A 17,979-nucleotide genomic window follows, 5' to 3' on the forward strand; every position below is an offset into this window, starting at 1 on the left:
ACTCCCTGGACGCTAGTGACGCTCCGCGCACGGGTGTTGACTCGAAAGGCACCGAAACCTGCAGCCGTTGGGGCAACACCTGCCAGGAGTCGTGCCCCTCCGTCACACCGACCCCGACAGCACCACCCGGCCCGCCGGCGTGGGCGGCTCAGCCGGCCAGACGGGACCCGTGCCGCCCGGCGACGACCTCCAACCGGGTGGGGATCCGGGTGCGCAGCTCCTCCAGGTGGCTGATGACGCCGACCGTCCGGCCGCCGCGGCGCAGCTCGTCGAGCACGTTCATCACCGCGTCGAGGGCCAGCGCGTCGAGGGTGCCGAACCCCTCGTCGACGAAGAGCGTGTCCATCTGGATGCCGCCGGCCTCGGCGGTGACGACGTCGGCGAGTCCGAGTGCCAGCGCCAGCGACGCCATGAAGCTCTCCCCGCCGGAGAGCGTCTTGGTGGGACGCCGTGTGCCGGTGTACTCGTCGAAGACGTCCAGGCCCAGGCCGCCGCGGGCGCCGTGCCGGGCCTGGGCGTCGCTGTGCAGGAAGGTGTAGCGGCCGCCGGACATCTCCTGCAGCCGCCGGCTGGCGACCTCGGCGACCTGCTCGAGCCGGGCGGCCAGCACGAAGGACTGCAACCGCATCCGCAGCGTGTTGGCGCCGCGGCCGTTGACCAGGTCGGCCAGGCCCGCGACCCGCCCGGCCCACGCGCGGCGCTCGGCGAGCTCGACCTCCGCGGAGACGACCTCGCCGGCCAGCGCGTCCAGGGCCCCGGCGCAGCGCCGGGCCTGCTCCAGCCGGGCGACCGCCTCCTCCCGGTGGGCGGTGAGCTGCGCGCAGCGCTGCTGGAGGGCCGGGACGTCCGGCCGGGCGGGCAGGTCGGTCAGCTCCGGGTCGGCGAGCGTGGCCGCGGCGACCGACCTGGCCTCGTCGTGCTGCCGCAGCCGCCGCTCGAGGCGGGCCAGCTCCCCCGCGTCGAGCAGCGCGTCCGCGGCGTCGACCAGGTCGGCGAAACCGGCGGCGGTGGCGCGCCGGGCCGCGGCCTCCCGCGCGGCGTCGGCGGCAGCGCGGGCCCGCAGCTCCTCGGCCTCGGCGGACAGCGCGGCCTCGCAGCGCTCCGCGGTCCGGGTCAGCCGCCGGACCCGCGCGGGCAGGTCGGTGTCCGCCCCGCGGGCGGCGTCGAGCCGCGCGGTGAGCTCGGTGAGGGCGTCTGCGCGGCCGTCCCGCTCCGCGGTGCGCCGCTGCAGCTCCTCGCGGTCGGCGGCCAGCCTCGTCGTCGCGGCGTCCCGGCCGGCCTCCCGGTCGGCAAGCTCGCGCCGGGCGGCGTCGACGTCCCCGGCGAGCGCGGCGACCTCGGCGCGCTCGGCGCGGGCCTGCTCGGCGCATGCGGCGAGCTCCGCGGCCGGCAGCTCCCCGGCCCGCTCGCGCAGGACGGCGAGCTCCCGCTCCCGCTCCTCGACCGTGCGGCGGGCGGCGGCGGTGCGTTCCTCGGCCGTGTCGACGACCGCCCGCGCCCGCTCCTCGTCGTCGGCGGAGACGCGCGGGCCGGTGTGCTCGGCCGGCCGCGGGTGCTCGGTGGCGCCGCAGACGGGGCAGTCGGCGCCGGGCGCCAGACCCGCCGCGAGCTCGGCGGCCATGCCGTCGAGGCGTGCCGCGCGCAGCTCGACGAGGGCCTCGCGGGCGTCGACCCACGCGGTGCGCGCGGCCTCCGCGGTCTCCCGGGCGGCGGCCAGGTGGGCGGCGACCCGCTCGGCGCGGTGCGCGGCGTCGAGCGCCGTGCGGGCGGCGTCGGCGGCCGCGGTGAGGCCCGGCAGCCGCACGGCGGCGGCCGAGGCGGCGTCGAGCCGGCGCTGCGCCTCGGCGACGCGTCCGGGCCAGCTCGCCGCGGTGCGCACCCCCTCCTCGCAGCGGGCGGTGAGCGCCTCGACAACCCGGCCCAGCCGGCCGAGCTCGCGGGCCAGCCCGGCCGCGCGGTCGGCCTCGGGCGCCAGCGCCCGAGCCGCGGCGGCCTCGTCGCGCAGCTCCCGGGCGGTGAGCGCGTCGGCGTCGCGGCCGTCGGCGACCTCGGCCCAGGCAGCGCGCGCGGCCGCCAGGGCGGTGGCGGCGGCCTCTGCGGCCAGCGCGGTGCGGCCGGCGGACTCCAGGACGTCGCGCAGCGCCTCCGCCCGGCGTCCGGCGTCGGCGCGGGCCCGCAGCAGGCCCAGCTGCTCCTCCTCGACGGTCAGCTCGGCCAGCTCCTGGCGGGCGCGGTCGCGCCGGGCGTGCCGGTCGGCGAGCCCGCGCGCCTCGGCCAGCTCGCCGTCCAGGCGGGCGCTGGCCGCGGCTGCGGCCTCGGCCGCAGCGGTGGCAGCGGTGAGGTCCCCGGCGGCCCGGCTGCGCACGGCGGCGACCCAGGCGTTCACCGACGCGCCGGGCCGGGCGCCGACCAGCTCGGGCGCCAGCTCCTCGGGCACCGCGACGTCGGCTGCATGGGCGACCCGGTCGAGCAGCCGTCCCAGCCGCTCTCGATCGGTGCGCAGCGTCTCCTCGGCGGCCCGGCGCTCGGCGGCCAGCCAGTCCTCCGCCCGCGCGAAGCGGCCCACGTCGAAGAGGGTGCGCAGCAGCCTGGCGCGGTCCTCGGGCTCGGCGCGCAGGAAGCGGGCGAAGTCGCCCTGGGGCAGCAGCACCACCTGGCAGAACTGCTCGGCGGACAGGCCCAGCCGCACCCGCAGGTACTCCGAGCCCTCGTCGATGCGGGTGCTCACCGGCTCCCAGGCGGCGCCGTCCCACCGCTGCACGGTGAGCTTGGCCTGCTCGGTGGTCTCGCCGGCGCCGCGCTTCTTCGGCCGGGTCTGCTCGGGCCGGCGGACGACGAGCAGCCGCTCGCCGGCGAGGGTCAGCTCGCAGGCGACCTCGGTGCGGGTGGCGGCGTCGGCGTGGTCGCTGCGCAGCCGCTTCTCCTCGCCGCGCGCTCCCGGCACGGTGCCGTACAGGGCGTAGACGACGGCGTCCAGCAGCGTCGTCTTGCCCGCGCCGGTGGGGCCCCACAGCAGGAAGAGCCCGTCGCGGGCGACCGCGTCGACGTCGACGGTCTCCGTGCCGGCGAACGGCCCGAAGGCGGTGATCGAGAGGGAGTGCAGCCTCACCGGGCAAGCTCCTCACGGGCCGCCGCGCCGAGCGCCCGGACCAGCAGCTCGCGCTCGGCATCGCTGACGCCGACCCCGTCGCGCACGTGGGTGACGAACTCCCCGGCCACCTCCAGGTCGCTGCGGCCGCGCAGTCGCTCCTGGTAGCTGCGCCCGTCTCCCCCGCCGGCGCCGCCGGTCCACTCCAGGTGCACGCAGTGCGGGAAGCGGGCCTGCAGCTGGCGCATGGGGTCCGACGGTCGCACGTCGTCGGTCAGCCGCGCCGAGACGAAGTGGTCCTCGACCGGCGCGTGGGCCGGATCGGCGAGCAGCTCGTCGAGGGTGCCGGTGAGCACGGTGAGCGGGCGGGGGGTGGGCAGGGCCAGCGCACAGACGCCGGCCAGCCCGGTGGCGTCGAGGTCGACCAGCCACACCTGCTTCCCCTGCCCGGCCTCGCCGAAGGAGTAAGCCAGCGGAGAGCCGCTGTAGCGCAGCCGCGGGGTGATCGTCTGCGGCCGGTGCAGGTGGCCCAGCGCGACGTAGTCGACCCCGTCGAACACCGGCGCGGGCACCAGGTCGACGCCGCCAACGCAGATGTCGCGCTCGCTGTCGCTGGGCACCCCGCCGCCGACGAAGGCGTGCGCCAGCACGACCGAGCGGGCGCCGGGGCGCAGGAACAGGTCGCGGCGCACCCGCTCCATCGCCTCGGTGAGCACCGCCTCGTGCGACCGCGCACCCGGCACCCCGAGCTCGTGGCGGGCGAGCTCCGGCTCGAGGTAGGGCAGCCCGTAGACGGCGACCTCACCGTGCTCGTCGCGCAGCAGCACCGGCTCGTCGAGACCGGCCGTCGTGGCGCGCACGTGCAGGCCTGCGGCCGACAGCAGGCCGGAGAAGGTGCCCAGGCGGCGCGCGGAGTCGTGGTTGCCCGGCGTGAGGACGACGGCCGCGCCGGCCCGCAGCAGCCGGCCGACCACCCGGTCGAGCACGCCGGTCGCGTCGGCGGAGGGCACCGCGCGGTCGTAGACGTCGCCGGCGACGACCACCACGTCGACCGACTCGGCGACGACGACGTCGGCCAGCCCGGAGAGCACCGCCTCCTGCTCGCGCAGCAGGTCGGCCCCGTGCAGGGTGCGGCCGATGTGCCAGTCGGAGGTGTGCAGCAGCCGCATGGGCGCAGAAGGTAGGTCGGGGTACCGACAGGAACGTCCAGCCACGCCGTGCGCGGCCCGTCACACCCCCGCGGTCAGAGGCGGGCCGTGCGCTGCCCGGTCGACCAGCCGGCGGGGGTCCAGCCGTCGTCGCCCCAGCCGTCGTCGTCCCAGCCGGCCCGGTCCCGGCGGTCCCCCGCCCGGCCGACCGCACCGGAGGGGTGCGCGCCGCGCCGGTCGGCGTCCTCCTCCACGAGCTGGACGAGCAGCTGCTGGACGCCGTCGCTGTCGGGCACCCGCTCGAGCACGGTGGCTCCGCCGTCGCCGACCGTCTCGATGGTGAGCCTGCCGGAGCTGACCAGCCGCTGGCCCAGCGTCTGCCGGTAGGAGACGTCGGCGATCCGGGACAGCGCGATGTCGCGGCCCCGGCGGGCCAGGACGCCCTCGCGCAGCAGCACACGGTGGGTGGTGACCACGTAGTGCGTGGTGCGCCAGCGCAGCAGCGGCCGCAGGACGGCAACGACGAGGACCACGAGCGCCAGCCCGGCGAGCACCGTCCGCGCCGTGCCCTGGGACGGGCCGGCGGGCACCAGGGCCGCGCCGAAGGAGGTGCCGCCCACCACGAGCAGCAGGACGAGCACCGGCCTGGCGAGGGTCAGCCAGTGCGGGTGCAGGTGCCGGACGACCTCTTCGTCCTCGGCGAGCAGCTTGTCAGGGTAGGGCACGCGGACAGGATGACGGAGGGTGACCCTCGTATCACGCTTCCCGCGCCGGTGCGCGCACGTGTCGCACGTCCCCACTGGCCAGCTCAGCCACGCCCTGCGCCGTCCGGACGACGAGGCGGCCGTCCCAGTCGACCGACTCGGCGACCCCCTCGAGCGTGGAGCCGTCGGGCAGCGTGACGACGACGTCGACCCCCACCGTCGAGCACCACGCCAGGTAGTCGCGGGCCAGCCCGCTGGAGACCGGGTCGCCGAGGGCCTGGGCCCAGAGGTGGTAGCGGCGCTCGAAGCCGCGGAGGAACTGCAGCAGCACCGCCGCGCGGTCGACCGGCCGCCCCGCCTCCAGGGCGAGGGAGGTACCGGTCTCCGGCAGCTCGTCGGCGCGGGTGGAGACGTTGAGGCCCACGCCCACGACCACCGCCCCGTTGCCGACCTCGGCCAGGATGCCGGCCAGCTTGGCGCCGCCGGCGGCGAGCAGGTCGTTGGGCCACTTGAGAGAGGCGCGCACCCCGGGCACCTCGCCCACGGCCTCGGCGAGGGCGACGCCGGTGAGCAGCGGCAGCCACCCCCGGCGGGCGCTCGGCACGTCGGGGCGCAGCAGGAACGAGACGGTGAGGCCCGCGCCCGGTGGAGAGGTCCAGACGCGGTCGAGCCGGCCCCGGCCGGCGGCCTGGTGCTCGGCCGCCAGGACCGTGCCCTCGGGCGCGTCCTCGGCCGCGGCTGCGAGGAGGGCGGCGTTCGTGGAGCCGATCTCGGGTACCACCTCCAGCGAGCGCCACAGGGCGCTCCCGGCAGTGAGCGCGGCCGCCAGCGACCGGCCGTCGAGCGGGGCCCGGGAGGGGTCGGCGGAGGTGGACGGCAGCGTCTCGGGCACTCTTCTACGCTACGGAACCCGTGAGCGAGGGAGCTCACTCCCGGGCACGGCGCGCGGGGACGCCGTCGGCCAGCCCCAGCGAGGAGAGATGCGTGAGCGAGCTTGCGAGCTCACCAATGGACGCAGCAGCGCGGCGCGAACGCGCCGACGAGCGCAGCGAGGAGAGCACGTGAGCGCGGCTGAACTGGAGAGCGCCGGGGACTCCGTCCCGGGCGACGTCGACATCCACACGACCGCCGGCAAGCTGGCGGACTTCGAGCGTCGCGTGCAGGAGGCCACGCACGCGGGGTCCGAGCGCGCCGTGGAGAAGCAGCACGCCGCGGGGAAGATGACCGCCCGCGAGCGGATCGAGGCACTGCTGGACCCGGGGTCGTTCACCGAGCTCGACGAGTTCGCCCGCCACCGCTCGACCACCTTCGGCATGGAGTCCAAGCGGCCCTTCGGGGACGGCGTCGTCACCGGCTACGGGACCGTCGACGGGCGCCCGGTCTGCGTCTTCTCCCAGGACGTCACCGTCTTCGGCGGCAGCCTCGGCGAGGTCTACGGCGAGAAGATCGTGAAGGTCCTCGACCTGGCCATGCGCAACGGCTGCCCGATCATCGGGATCAACGAGGGCGGCGGCGCACGGATCCAGGAGGGCGTGGTGGCCCTCGGGCTCTACGCCGAGATCTTCCGGCGCAACGTGCACGCCTCCGGCGTCATCCCGCAGATCTCGCTGGTGATGGGTGCCGCGGCCGGTGGGCACGTCTACTCCCCCGCGCTCACCGACTTCGTCGTGATGGTCGACCAGACCAGCCAGATGTTCATCACCGGCCCCGACGTGGTGAAGACGGTGACCGGCGAGGACGTCACGCTCGAGGAGCTGGGCGGCGCCCGCACGCACAACACCAAGTCCGGCGTCGCGCACTACCTCGCCGAGGACGAGGCGGACGCGCTGGACTACGTCAAGGCGCTGCTGTCCTACCTGCCGAGCAACAACCTCGACCCGCTGCCGGCCCTCGAGGTCGACCCGGCCGACACCACGCACGCCGGTGTGACCGACGAGGACCGCGAGCTCGACACCTTCATCCCCGACTCGGCCAACACCCCTTACGACATGCACACCGTCATCGAGCACGTGCTGGACGACGGGGAGTTCCTCGAGGTGCAGCCGCTGTTCGCGCCGAACATCGTCGTCGGCTTCGGCCGGGTCGATGGACGGCCGGTCGGGATCGTGGCCAACCAGCCCACCCAGCTCGCCGGCACGCTGGACATCGACGCCAGCGAGAAGGCCGCGCGGTTCGTGCGCACCTGCGACGCGTTCAACGTCCCGGTGCTGACCTTCGTCGACGTCCCCGGGTTCCTGCCCGGCACCTCCCAGGAGTGGGAGGGGATCATCCGCCGCGGCGCGAAGCTGATCTACGCCTACGCCGAGGCGACCGTCCCGAAGATCACCGTGATCACCCGCAAGGCCTACGGCGGCGCCTACGACGTCATGGGCTCCAAGCACCTCGGCGCCGACCTGAACCTCGCCTGGCCGACCTCGCAGATCGCCGTCATGGGCGCGCAGGGCGCGGTCAACATCCTGTACCGGCGGGAGCTGGCCGACGCGGACGACGCCGACGCGCGCCGCGCCGAGCTGATCACCGAGTACGAGGACGCGCTGCTGTCGCCGTACATCGCGGCCGACCGCGGGTACGTCGACCAGGTGATCCGGCCGTCGGAGACCCGCATCGAGGTCACCAAAGGGCTGCGCCTGCTGGCCAACAAGCGCCAGACCCTGCCGCCGAAGAAGCACGGGAACATCCCGCTGTGACGACGACACCCCTGCTCCGGGTGGTCAGGGGCGAACCCTCCGCCGAGGAGCTCGCCGCCCTCACCGTCGTCGTCGCCGCGCTGTCCCGGCGGCGCACCCGTCGCCGGCCCACCCCGGTGGGGGCCTGGGCGTCGTTCGGGGACGCGCACCGGCGCCCGCTGCACCCGGGACCGGGCGGCTGGCGCGCCTCTGCGAGGTACTCATGAGCGTGGACCGCAGGCTGGTGCTGGCCTCGGCGTCCCCGGCCCGCCTGGCCCTGATGCGCCAGGCCGGGCTGACGCCCGAGGTCGTCGTGAGCCAGGTGGACGAGTCGACCGTGCGGGCGGCGCGGGTCGGCGAGCAGGTCGCCCTGCTGGCCGCGGCCAAGGCCAAGGCGGTCGCCGAGCAGGAGACCGACGCGCTGGTCGTGGGCGCGGACTCGCTGCTCGAGTTCCGCGGTAAGCCGCTGGGCAAGCCCGCCGACGCGCACGACGCCCGCGACCGCTGGCAGCGGATGAGCGGCCGGAGCGGCGTGCTGCACACCGGCCAGGCGCTCCTCGACGTCCGGGACGGCCAGGTGGTCAGCCGGGACGTCGCCGTCGTGTCCACCGTCGTCCACTTCGCCAGCCCCACGCCGCGGGAGATCGAGGCCTACCTCGCGACCGGCGAGCCGCTGGCGGTGGCCGGCGCCTTCACCCTCGACGGGCTGGGCGCGCCGTTCGTCCGGCGGGTCGAGGGCGACCCGGCGGCGGTCGTCGGCCTGTCGTTGGCCACGCTGCGCACCCAGCTCGCCAAGCGCGGGCTGGCGATCACCGACCTCTGGCGGCGCTGAGCCTCCGCTCGCCCGCCCCACCCGCTGTGGATGCAGCACGAACCCGAGGGAGAACTCCGGTGCAGAAGGTCCTGATCGCCAACCGTGGCGAGATCGCCGTGCGGGTCGCCCGCGCCTGCAAGGACGCCGGGCTGACCAGCGTGGCCGTCTACGCCGAGCCGGACCGCGACGCGCTGCACGTGCGCGCGGCCGACGAGGCCTTCGCCCTCGGGGGGACGACGCCCGGGGACTCCTACCTGGTGATCGACAAGATCCTGGACGCCGCCAAGCGGTCCGGGGCCGACGCGATCCACCCCGGCTACGGCTTCCTGTCGGAGAACGCCGACTTCGCCCGGGCCGTCATCGAGGCCGGTCTGACCTGGATCGGCCCGTCGCCCGAGGCGATCATCGCCCTCGGCGACAAGGTGCAGGCCCGGCACATCGCGACCAAGGCCGGCGCGCCGCTCGTGCCCGGCACCAAGGACCCGGTCGGCGGCGCCGACGAGGTCGTCGCGTTCGCCGAGGAGCACGGCCTGCCGGTCGCCATCAAGGCCGCGTTCGGCGGTGGCGGTCGCGGGCTGAAGGTGGCCCGCACCAAGGAGGAGATCCCCGAGCTGTTCGACTCCGCCGTCCGCGAGGCCGTGTCGGCGTTCGGCCGCGGCGAGTGCTTCGTCGAGCGCTTCCTGGACAAGCCGCGGCACGTCGAGGCCCAGGTGCTGGCCGACACCCACGGCAACGTCGTCGTCGTCGGTACTCGCGACTGCTCGCTGCAGCGGCGCAACCAGAAGCTGGTCGAGGAGGCGCCCGCGCCGTTCCTCACCGACGAGCAGCGGGCGCGCATCCACGAGTCGGCCAAGGCCATCTGCGCGGAGGCCGGCTACCACGGCGCCGGCACCGTGGAGTACCTCGTCGGCGCCGACGGGTCGATCTCCTTCCTCGAGGTCAACACCCGGCTGCAGGTCGAGCACCCGGTCTCGGAGGAGACCAGCGGCCTCGACCTGGTCCGCCAGCAGTTCCGCATCGCCGACGGCCTGCCGCTGGACGTCACCGAGGACCCGACCCCGCGCGGGCACAGCATCGAGTTCCGGATCAACGCCGAGGACGCCGGCCGCAACTTCATGCCCGCCCCCGGCCCGGTGACCCGGCTGGAGATCCCGCAGGGGCCCGGCGTGCGCTGGGACTCCGGCGTCGAGACCGGCGGCGAGGTCGTCGGCGCGTTCGACTCGATGCTGGCCAAGCTCATCGTCACCGGCGCCACCCGCGAGGAGGCCCTGCAGCGGGCCCGCCGCGCCCTCGACGAGCTGGTCGTCGAGGGCATGCCGACGGTCGTCCCGTTCCACCGGGCCGTGGTCCGCGACGAGGCCTTCACCACCGAGCCGTTCACCGTGCACACCCGCTGGATCGAGACCGAGTGGGACAACCAGGTCCAGCCGTACTCCGCGGCCCCGGCCGAGCACGACGAGCCCGAGGAGCGGCAGACCGTCGTCGTCGAGGTCGGCGGTCGCCGGCTCGAGGTGTCGCTGCCCGCGGGCCTGGCCGCCGGCGGATCGGCCCCGGCCGCGGCCGGCGGGGCGAAGCCGCGCAAGCGCGGCGGCGGGCACGGCGGGTCGGCGGCGTCCGGCGACTCCCTGACCAGCCCGATGCAGGGCACGATCGTCAAGGTCGCGGTCTCCGACGGGGACACCGTGGCCGAGGGCGACCTGGTCGTCGTCCTCGAGGCGATGAAGATGGAGCAGCCCATCACCGCCCACAAGGCCGGCACGGTCAGCGGCCTGGCCGCCGAGGTGGGCGCCTCGGTGACCAGCGGCGCCGTCCTCTGCACGATCGCCGAATAGTCCACCTGCACCCGACGAGGGCCCGCCACCGGTTTCCGGTGGCGGGCCCTCGTCGGCCCCGTCCCGAGGAGGACGGGGTCCTCTCTCAGCCGATCCTGGTCACCGTCCCGTCGCGCGCCTCGAAGAGGCTGCCGTGCTGGAAGGCGGTGTCCCACCCACTGCCGTCACCGCGCTGCACCGAGTCCGTGGTCGGGTAGCCCAGCGAACCGGGCCGGCCGAGACCCCCCCGCCAGACAGCGGCGGTGGCCGAACGCATCGCGTGTGCGCCGGTCGCGGCCGACCAGGCGATGTCACCGTCCACGAAGCGTGCCTCCACGCCGTCCCGCGTCGCGGTGGGGACGTCGTCACTGACCGGGTTGCCCAACCTGATCTCCGTGGACGGCCACATGAGCCCCTGCGGTCCGCCGAGAGCCACGTACTTGTCGAGGATCGCTCCGCGCAGCATGTGGGTGCGCCCCCCGCCGGCGACCCAGTAGAGCCGCCCTCCTGTGAAAGGCAGGTGGGGTGTGAGGACCGTCAACGGACCCTCCATCGGCCCCGTCGGGAAGCCCAGCGGGCCCGTCTCGGCGCCCGTTGCCCTGTACTTCTCGAGGAAGTAGTCGTCCACGAGGTGTGCGCCGGTCGAGGGCGACCAGTAGATCGCGCCCCGCTGGAGCTCGACGAAGGCGCCTCGACCGCTCGCCGTCGGGCCGTCGTCGCTGACCGGGAAACCCTCGTTCACCGGCCCGCCGACGGCCTCGTACCGCTGCAGGATGGCGCCGCGCACCATCCGCGGACCCGTGGACGGCGACCAGTAGATCGAGCCGCCGGCGGAGTCGGTCTTCCACCCGCCGGGCACCGCGACGTCGTCCCCGATCGGGTACCCCAGCGCCCCGGTCTGCGCGCCCAGCGACCGCCAGCGCTCCAGGATGGCCCCGCGCACGTCGTGCGCGCCGGTGCGGGCCGACCAGTAGATGACCCCGCCCTGCAGCCGGACGAGCGCACCGGTGCCGTCGGCGGTGCCGCCGTCGTCGGCGATCGGGAAGCCCAGCGCCCGCGGCCCCCCGGCGGCCTCGTAGCGCTGCAGGATCGCGCCGCGCACCATCCGCGGACCCGTGGACGGCGACCAGTAGATCGAGCCGCCGGCGAAGTCGGTCTTCCACCCGCCGGGCACCGCGACGTCGTCCCCGATCGGGTACCCGAGCGCCCCGGTCTGCGCGCCCAGCGACCGCCAGCGCTCCAGGATGGCCCCGCGCACGTCGTGCGCGCCGGTGCGGGCCGACCAGTAGATGACCCCGCCCTGCAGCCGGACGAGCGCACCGGTGCCGTCGGCGGTGCCGCCGTCGTCGGCGATCGGGAAGCCCAGCGCCCGCGGCCCCCCGGCGGCCTCGTAGCGCTGCAGGATCGCCCCGCGCACCATCCGCGGACCGGTCGACGGCGACCAGTAGATCGAGCCGCCGGCGAAGTCGGTCTTCCACCCGCCGGGCACCGCGACGTCGTCCCCGATCGGGTACCCCAGCGCCCCGGTCTGCGCGCCCAGCGACCGCCAGCGCTCCAGGATGGCCCCGCGCACGTCGTGCGCGCCGGTGCGGGCCGACCAGTAGATGACCCCGCCCTGCAGCCGGACGAGCGCACCGGTGCCGTCGGCGGTGCCGCCGTCGTCGGCGATCGGGAAGCCCAGCGCCCGCGGCCCCCCGGCGGCCTCGTAGCGCTGCAGGATCGCCCCGCGCACCATCCGCGCCCCGGTCGACGGCGACCAGTAGACCGTCCCGCCGAGGAAGGGCAGCGCGTAGCCCCCGGCGACGGCGGACTCCGACGCGGTCGGTGGGCCGAGCGCGTCGATGGCGGCACGCCAGCGGTCCCGGATCGCGCCCCGGACGACGTGCGCGCCGAACTCCGGCGTCCAGACGATGTCACCACCGGGGAAGGTGCCGACCAGCCCGGCCGTCGTCGGCCAGAAGCGGACGGCGTCGTCCTTGAGCGGGTAGCCCATCGCCGCCGGCCCGCCGAGGGCCAGGTACTCCTCCAGCACCGGAGAGGTGACCACGCGCGCGCCGGTCGCCGCGGACCAGTAGATGGCGCCGCCCTCGTAGGTGCGCCGGCAGCCGCCGCCGGGCAGGCCGCAGGTCTGCGGCGCGGTGGGCGACCCGAGGTCGTCGGCGACGCCCGGCCGCTGGTAGGCGGTCTGGATGGCGCCGGTGGTGGCGTTGGTCCCGGGCACGACGCGCACGGTGACGCCGGTGTCCGACACGCTCTGCACGGTCACCGTGAACAGGCCGTCGGCCACGGGGACCGGCCGGTTCAACGGCAGCGCCGTCTGCAGGTCGCGGTTCCAGGTCGAGCGCGGGGAGGGCGTCGGGTCGTAGAGGTAGGAGCTGTCCGGGCTGTAGGAGGTCCGGCGCAGCAGCACACCGGGCTGCACCCTCGGACGGTTGGCGGTGGTGCCCAGCCAGGCGTCCCGGCCGGTCGGGGGCCGCCACTCGAGCCAGAAGCGCAGGTCACCGTCCCGCAGCAGGACCGCCCGGGTCCCGGACCGCTGCGAGGCGGCGGACAGGGTGAAGGTGGCCGCCGGCTGGCCGGCGGCGATCTCGGCGATCGAGGTGGCCGGCGCGAGCCCGAGCCAGTCCGCCTGCGCCGGGTTCAGCGTGCCGACCTGCTCCCACGAGACGCCCATGACGTCGTACCAGTCCCAGTACGGCTGCACGCGGCACACGCCCTCGGGATCGCACTGCAGCGCCGAGGAGTGGCCGAGACCGAGGTTGTGCCCGAGCTCGTGGGCCATGACCGACAGCCGGACGTCGCGGACGTAGCCGTAGCCGCCCGCCATCGGGCCGGCGCCGATCTCGGCCAGGCCGTAGCCACAGCCGTCCAGCTCCTCCGGCGTGCTGGTGACGTACAGCAGCAGGTGCTTGCCCGGTCCGCGCTCCCAGCCGATCGTCGCCGCCGTCTCCTCCCAGAGCCGGAAGGGGTCGGTGCAGTCGGCGGCCGTGTGCACCCACCCGTCCGCCCCGGCAACGGCGTCGAACCGGACCGCGCCGTCGGTCTGCTCGGCCCAGAAGTCGCGGACCTGGGTGTCGACCACGTCGACGACGTCGGCGAGCCGGGTCCCGTCCTCGACCGAGCCGGCCGGCGCCACGAGGACGACGGTGACCTCGTTGGTCGGCGTCGTCTGCGGTGCCGGGTCCGCCGGGGCGACCTGTGCCGGAACGACGACCTCGGCCTGGAGCACCTCGAGCGCCGGCTCCAACCCCTCGGCGGCGGCGACGTCCCCGGCGACCTCCTCGCCGAGGGTGACCGTGACGGTGGCGCCGACCGGGATCTCCTCGACGTCCGCGGTGTCGACCCGGACCGCCTCGCCGTCGTCCCGGCGGACCCAGGTGAGCGGACCCTCCTCCGCGTGGTGCGCGGCCTCCTCGGGGTCCTCGTGCTCGGGCCAGGCCCGGACGAGCTCACCGGTGACCGTCTCGCCGCTGGTGGAGGTCTCCTCCGCGGCGGCCGGCGGTGCGACCAGCACCGGGAGGACGGCGGCTGCTGCGACGGCGAGGACCAGCAGCCGGGGGGAACGCACAGGTGGCACGGGGGGTCTCCAAGCGCGAGGGGCCGGTCCCCTCATCGGCAGGCCGGACCGGGAAGTGGAGGCGGGAGCTCAGTCCCGGCCGCGCGCCACCCGCTTGCGGGTGACGGTCCAGCCGGCGAGCACCAGGACCCCCACGCCCGCGACCGCCGCGACCGGCGGCGCCCAGTCGGCGCGGGAAGCGACCCCGGACCGCGGACGGCACCGGCTCGGTCAGCAGCACGCCGGCCGCGACCGGCGCGACGGGCGCCTCCGGAGTCGCGGCGACGGGGACCTCCGGCGCGACCGGGACCGCGACGTCGGCCGGGGCGGCGGTCGCGGCGGTCGCGGTGGCCGGGGCGGCGGCCGGCACGCCCGGCGCGGCGGCCAGGACCTCCGGCGTCGGGTCGCCCTCGGGCAGCGGGGTCACCGGGACGGCGGCACCGGGGGCGGGGACGACGGTCAGCGTCGCCCCGGCCGCGGTGACGGCGTCCACGGTGACGGTGAACGCGCCACCGGCGACCGGCACCGGCACGCCGACGGGCAGCGCGGCCTGCAGGTCGTCGTCCCACCGCGCGGCGGTGGACGGTGTGCCGTCGAGGAGCAGCGCGGTGTCGGGCATCCGGCCGGTGCGGTGCAGCAGGACGCCGGAGTCGAGGCCGAAGCGGTTGCCGGCCGCGCCGAGCCAGGCGTCGCGGCCGACGGCGGCGCGCAGCTCCAGCCAGTAGGTGCTGCCCGTCGGGTCGGTCAGGCGCACCGCCCGGGTGCCGGCGCGGGAGGCGAGCGGGGCCAGGGTGACCGTCGTCGCCGGCCCGGTTGCCGTGACCGGCACCTGGGCCGAGGCGGGCAGCACGCCCAGCTGTGCGGCCTGCGGGGCGTTGAGCGACCCGACCTCACGCCACGAGGCGCCCATGACGTCGTAGTAGTCGCGGTAGGGGGCGGTGCGGCAGGCACCGGTCTCCAGCGCGCCGTCGCACTGGTGCCCCGAGGAGTGCCCGAGGCCGAAGTTGTGGCCCAGCTCGTGGGCGATGACCGAGGGCAGCACGTCGCGGACGTAGACCCGCCCGCCGGCACCCACCCCGCTCCCGACCTGGCCGAGCGCGTAGGAGCAGCCGGGGAGGTCCCCCGGCAGGCTGCTGACGTAGACCACGAGGTGCCGCCCGGGCCCGGGCACGAAGCCGGTGCGGGCGGCGACCTCGTTCCACAGCGCGGTGGGGTCCGCGCACCCGACGGTGGTCTGCACCCAGTCGTGCGCGTCGGTCACGCCCAGCCGGACGGCGCCGTCGGTCTCCCCCGCCCAGAACTCCGCGACCGGCCCGCCGACGGCGGCCACGAGCTGGCTCAGCGTCGCGCCGTCCCGCTGCCCGCCGGCCGGGACGGCCATCGCCACGGTGACCTGGTTGGTCAACCCGGCGACCCGCGCGGCGCGCGCCTCCGGCGCCTCCTGCAGCAGCTCGGCGGCCAGCACGTCGCGGGCGGGCACGAGGCCCTGTTGGGCTGCGTCGTCGGCGACGTGCTCCCCCACCGTGAGCTGGACGGTGGAGCCGACCGCCAGGCCGGCCACCGCCCCGGTCGGCACGCGGACGGCCTCACCGGTGGTGCTCTCCACCCAGGTCAGCGGGGCCTCGGCGTACCCGGCCTCCGCGGTCGAGCCGGCCGGACCGGCCTCGGGCCAGGCCTGCACGATCTCGCCGACGACGGTGTCCGGCGCCGCCGGCTCCTCGGCCCGGGCTGCCGTCGCCGGCAGCGCCAGGGCCAGGGCCAGCGCGGTCGCGGCACCGGCCAGCGCCCGGAGCGGGCGGCGGCGGGGGGCGGGGGTGGTCCGGTGGGGGCGCATCCCCCCTGTCCTCGGCAGCCCGCGCGCGCGTCGGCACCGGACGCCGGGGATCCAGTCGAACCCGCCGTCACACCCGGCCCAGGACTCCCCCGCGCCCCCGCCGTCCCATCAGCTGCGTCCCAGCCGCCCCCGTGGCCTCACCGTCCCCGGCCCCTCGTCCCCTGCAGGACCCCGCCGGCCCGTCCAGAGGCGCGCCGCGAGCCTGCGAGCGGTGAGGAGGACGGGGTCCTTCTCCGAACAGCCGGGAGGAGGGGTCCTTCTCCGAAGGGCGGGGAGGACGGGGTCCTCTCTCAGGCAAGGGCGTCGGCCCGCATCAGCCGCCGGCCGGCCTCGGTGATCGACCCGGACAGCGACGGGTAGATCGCGAAGGTCTGCGCCAGGTCGGTGACCGTCAGCCCCTTCGTGACCGCCAGCGCGATCGGCAGGATGAGCTCCGACGCCCCGGGGGCCACGACGACCCCACCGACGACCACGCCAGTCGCCTGCCGGGCGAACAGCTTCACGAAACCGTCGCGGAGGTCCGCCATCTTGGCCCGCGCGTTGGTCGCCAGCGGCAGCCGCACGACCTCGATGTCGGCGCCCTCGGGCAGCGTCTTCTCCTGCACGCCGACCGTGGCGATCTCCGGGTGGGTGAAGACGTTCGCCGACACCGTCTTGAGCCGGATCGGGGTGACCGCCTCGCCGAGCGCGTGCCACATGGCGATCCGGCCCTGCATCGCCGCGACCGACGCCAGCTGGAAGACGCCGGTGACATCACCAGCGGCGTAGATGCCCGGCACGCTCGTGCGCGAGACGCGGTCGACGACGACGTGCCCGGACGGCGCGAGCTCCACCCCGCACCGCTCCAGGTTCAGCCCGTCGGTGTTCGGCACCGTGCCGACGGTCATCAGCGCGTGCGAGCCCTCGACGGTGCGCCCGTCGGTGAGCTCGACGACGACCCCCTTCTCGGTGCGCCGCACCCCTGCGGCCCGGCCGCGCTCCAGCCGGCCGCCGCGGGACTGGAAGACGTCCTCGAGCACCTCGGCGGCGTCGGAGTCCTCGCCGGGCAGCACCCGGTCGCGCGAGGACACCAGCGTCACCGGGACGCCGGCCTCCAGGTAGCCGGAGGCGAACTCCGCCCCGGTCACGCCGGAGCCGACGACGACCAGGTGCTCGGGCATCTCCTGGATGTCGTAGACGTCGCGCCAGTCGAGGATCCGCTCGTGGTCGGGCTCGGCGCCGGGCAGCACCCGGGGGTCCGCGCCGGTGGCGATGAGGACGACGTCGCACTCCAGCGTCTCGCTGACCGCGCCCACGGCGTCCACCACCTGCACCCGGTGCTCGGCCAGGCCGCGGACCTCGTCGGAGAGCCGGCCTTGCCCGGGGAGGACCCGCACGCCCTCGGCGACCAGCCGGGCCCGGATGTCGGCGGACTGCGCCACGGCCAGGCCCTTGACCCGCTGGTTCACCGCGGGGAGGTCGATGCCGACGGTGGCCAGCTCGGAGCCCTGCACGCCGAGCGCGGTCGAGTCGCGCACGTTGGTCATCACGCCGGCCGAGGCGATGAAGGTCTTGGAGGGGACGCAGTCGGTGAGCACGCTGGCCCCACCGACGCCGTCGCGCTCGACCACGGTGACCTCCGCACCGAGGGATGCGGCGACCAGCGCGGCCTCGTAGCCGGCGGGGCCACCGCCGATGATGACGATGCGGGTCATGGGGAGTCCTATCGGTGCGGTGCGGACACGTGCCGCACAGCATTCTCCCCGTTCCGGGGAACGACGTGGCCCATCTCCCACCGAGGGGCGTGCCACACCGCCGTAGGCTGCCCCGTGATGGGCCTCTACGCCGCGTACGGGTCGAACATGGACCCCGCACAGATGCTCCGGCGCTGTCCCTCCTCCCCGCACACCGGCACCGGCTGGATCAGGGGCTGGCGGCTGACCTTCGGGGCCGAGGAGTACGGCTGGGAAGGGGCGCTGGCCACCCTCGTCCCGGACGACACCACGCCGGGCGAGTCGCTGTCCCCCGGCGTCTTCGTCGCCCTCTACGACCTCACCGACGCCGACGCCGAGGCGCTCGACGCCTGGGAGGGCGCCGACCAGGGCCTCTACCGGAAGCTGCACCTGCGGGTGCACACGCTCACCGGCGACCAGGTGGCGTGGGTCTACGTGCTCGACGCCTTCGAGGGCGGGCTGCCCTCGGCGCGGTACCTGGGCGCGCTCGCCGACGCCGCCGAGGCCGCCGGTGCGCCCGACGACTACCTCGTCGAGCTGCGCGCCCGGGAGTGCCGCTCGACCGGCGTCTGAGCTGCCGGCCGCCTCCCCCGTGGCTTCCGCGGCGAGTGCGACGAACCCGTGGTCCTCGGCGCCTGATCGCCAC

The 17,979-nt window shown here is 75.9% G+C and carries 12 protein-coding genes; 5 read left to right on the forward strand and 7 right to left on the reverse strand.

Features of this window, described 5'->3' with window-relative positions:
* Positions 1-148: 148 nt before the first annotated feature.
* The 4 genes from GOBS_RS21335 to GOBS_RS21350 form a co-directional block, all read right to left on the reverse strand.
* Positions 149-3,109 (reverse strand): AAA family ATPase, encoded by a 2,961-nt coding sequence (locus tag GOBS_RS21335; RefSeq protein ID WP_012950341.1) that lies wholly within the window; start codon positions 3,107-3,109, stop codon positions 149-151.
* Positions 3,106-4,257: an exonuclease SbcCD subunit D gene (locus GOBS_RS21340; protein WP_012950342.1), complete on the reverse strand. Its 1,152-nt coding sequence runs from the start codon at positions 4,255-4,257 to the stop codon at positions 3,106-3,108. The genes GOBS_RS21335 and GOBS_RS21340 overlap by 4 nt, the downstream gene beginning before the upstream one ends.
* A 74-nt stretch (positions 4,258-4,331) precedes the next feature.
* Complete coding sequence (locus tag GOBS_RS21345; RefSeq protein WP_012950343.1) at positions 4,332-4,961, reverse strand: PH domain-containing protein; 630 nt, start codon at positions 4,959-4,961, stop codon at positions 4,332-4,334.
* Between the two features lie 31 nt (positions 4,962-4,992).
* Positions 4,993-5,832 (reverse strand): biotin--[acetyl-CoA-carboxylase] ligase, encoded by an 840-nt coding sequence (locus GOBS_RS21350; protein ID WP_012950344.1) that lies wholly within the window; start codon positions 5,830-5,832, stop codon positions 4,993-4,995.
* Positions 5,833-6,001: 169 nt separating this feature from the next.
* Here GOBS_RS21350 and GOBS_RS21355 point away from each other — a divergent pair, with 169 nt between their 5' ends.
* The 4 genes from GOBS_RS21355 to GOBS_RS21370 are packed head-to-tail and all read left to right on the forward strand — an operon-like array spanning position 6,002 to position 10,252.
* Entirely contained in the window at positions 6,002-7,627 is a 1,626-nt protein-coding gene (locus GOBS_RS21355; RefSeq protein WP_012950345.1) for an acyl-CoA carboxylase subunit beta, read from the forward strand.
* Complete coding sequence (locus tag GOBS_RS21360; RefSeq protein ID WP_012950346.1) at positions 7,624-7,833, forward strand: acyl-CoA carboxylase subunit epsilon; 210 nt, start codon at positions 7,624-7,626, stop codon at positions 7,831-7,833. Before GOBS_RS21355 ends, GOBS_RS21360 begins: the two co-directional genes overlap by 4 nt.
* Positions 7,830-8,438: a Maf family protein gene (locus GOBS_RS21365; RefSeq protein WP_012950347.1), complete on the forward strand. Its 609-nt coding sequence runs from the start codon at positions 7,830-7,832 to the stop codon at positions 8,436-8,438. Before GOBS_RS21360 ends, GOBS_RS21365 begins: the two co-directional genes overlap by 4 nt.
* Positions 8,439-8,497: 59 nt before the next feature.
* The gene (locus GOBS_RS21370; protein WP_012950348.1) at positions 8,498-10,252 is read left to right on the forward strand and encodes an acetyl/propionyl/methylcrotonyl-CoA carboxylase subunit alpha; all 1,755 of its coding nucleotides are present in this window, start codon (positions 8,498-8,500) and stop codon (positions 10,250-10,252) included.
* 85 nt (positions 10,253-10,337) lie between these two features.
* On the opposite strand, the gene GOBS_RS25790 is transcribed toward GOBS_RS21370, so the two are convergent.
* From GOBS_RS25790 to GOBS_RS21385, 3 genes are all read right to left on the reverse strand, one after another.
* On the reverse strand, positions 10,338-13,799 hold the full coding sequence (locus GOBS_RS25790) for a hypothetical protein (protein WP_049788442.1): 3,462 nt from the start codon (positions 13,797-13,799) through the stop codon (positions 10,338-10,340).
* Positions 13,681-15,621, reverse strand: coding sequence for a zinc metalloprotease (locus GOBS_RS29030; protein ID WP_012950350.1), 1,941 nt, complete (start codon positions 15,619-15,621; stop codon positions 13,681-13,683). Before GOBS_RS29030 ends, GOBS_RS25790 begins: the two co-directional genes overlap by 119 nt.
* A 290-nt stretch (positions 15,622-15,911) precedes the next feature.
* Positions 15,912-17,315: an NAD(P)H-quinone dehydrogenase gene (locus tag GOBS_RS21385; RefSeq protein WP_012950351.1), complete on the reverse strand. Its 1,404-nt coding sequence runs from the start codon at positions 17,313-17,315 to the stop codon at positions 15,912-15,914.
* Positions 17,316-17,432: 117 nt separating this feature from the next.
* Here GOBS_RS21385 and GOBS_RS21390 point away from each other — a divergent pair, with 117 nt between their 5' ends.
* Complete coding sequence (locus tag GOBS_RS21390) at positions 17,433-17,906, forward strand: gamma-glutamylcyclotransferase family protein (RefSeq protein ID WP_012950352.1); 474 nt, start codon at positions 17,433-17,435, stop codon at positions 17,904-17,906.
* Positions 17,907-17,979 lie beyond the last annotated feature (73 nt).

This window comes from Geodermatophilus obscurus DSM 43160 (assembly GCF_000025345.1).
Classification (GTDB): domain Bacteria; phylum Actinomycetota; class Actinomycetes; order Mycobacteriales; family Geodermatophilaceae; genus Geodermatophilus; species Geodermatophilus obscurus.

Coding starts and splice junctions, on each gene's coding strand:
- GOBS_RS21340 (WP_012950342.1), bottom strand. CDS start 4,257: ATGCGGCTGCTGCACACCTCCGACTGGCACATCGGCCGCACCCTGCAC.
- GOBS_RS21365 (WP_012950347.1), top strand. CDS start 7,830: ATGAGCGTGGACCGCAGGCTGGTGCTGGCCTCGGCGTCCCCGGCCCGC.
- GOBS_RS29030 (WP_012950350.1), bottom strand. CDS start 15,621: ATGCGCCCCCACCGGACCACCCCCGCCCCCCGCCGCCGCCCGCTCCGG.
- GOBS_RS21385 (WP_012950351.1), bottom strand. CDS start 17,315: ATGACCCGCATCGTCATCATCGGCGGTGGCCCCGCCGGCTACGAGGCC.
- GOBS_RS21390 (WP_012950352.1), top strand. CDS start 17,433: ATGGGCCTCTACGCCGCGTACGGGTCGAACATGGACCCCGCACAGATG.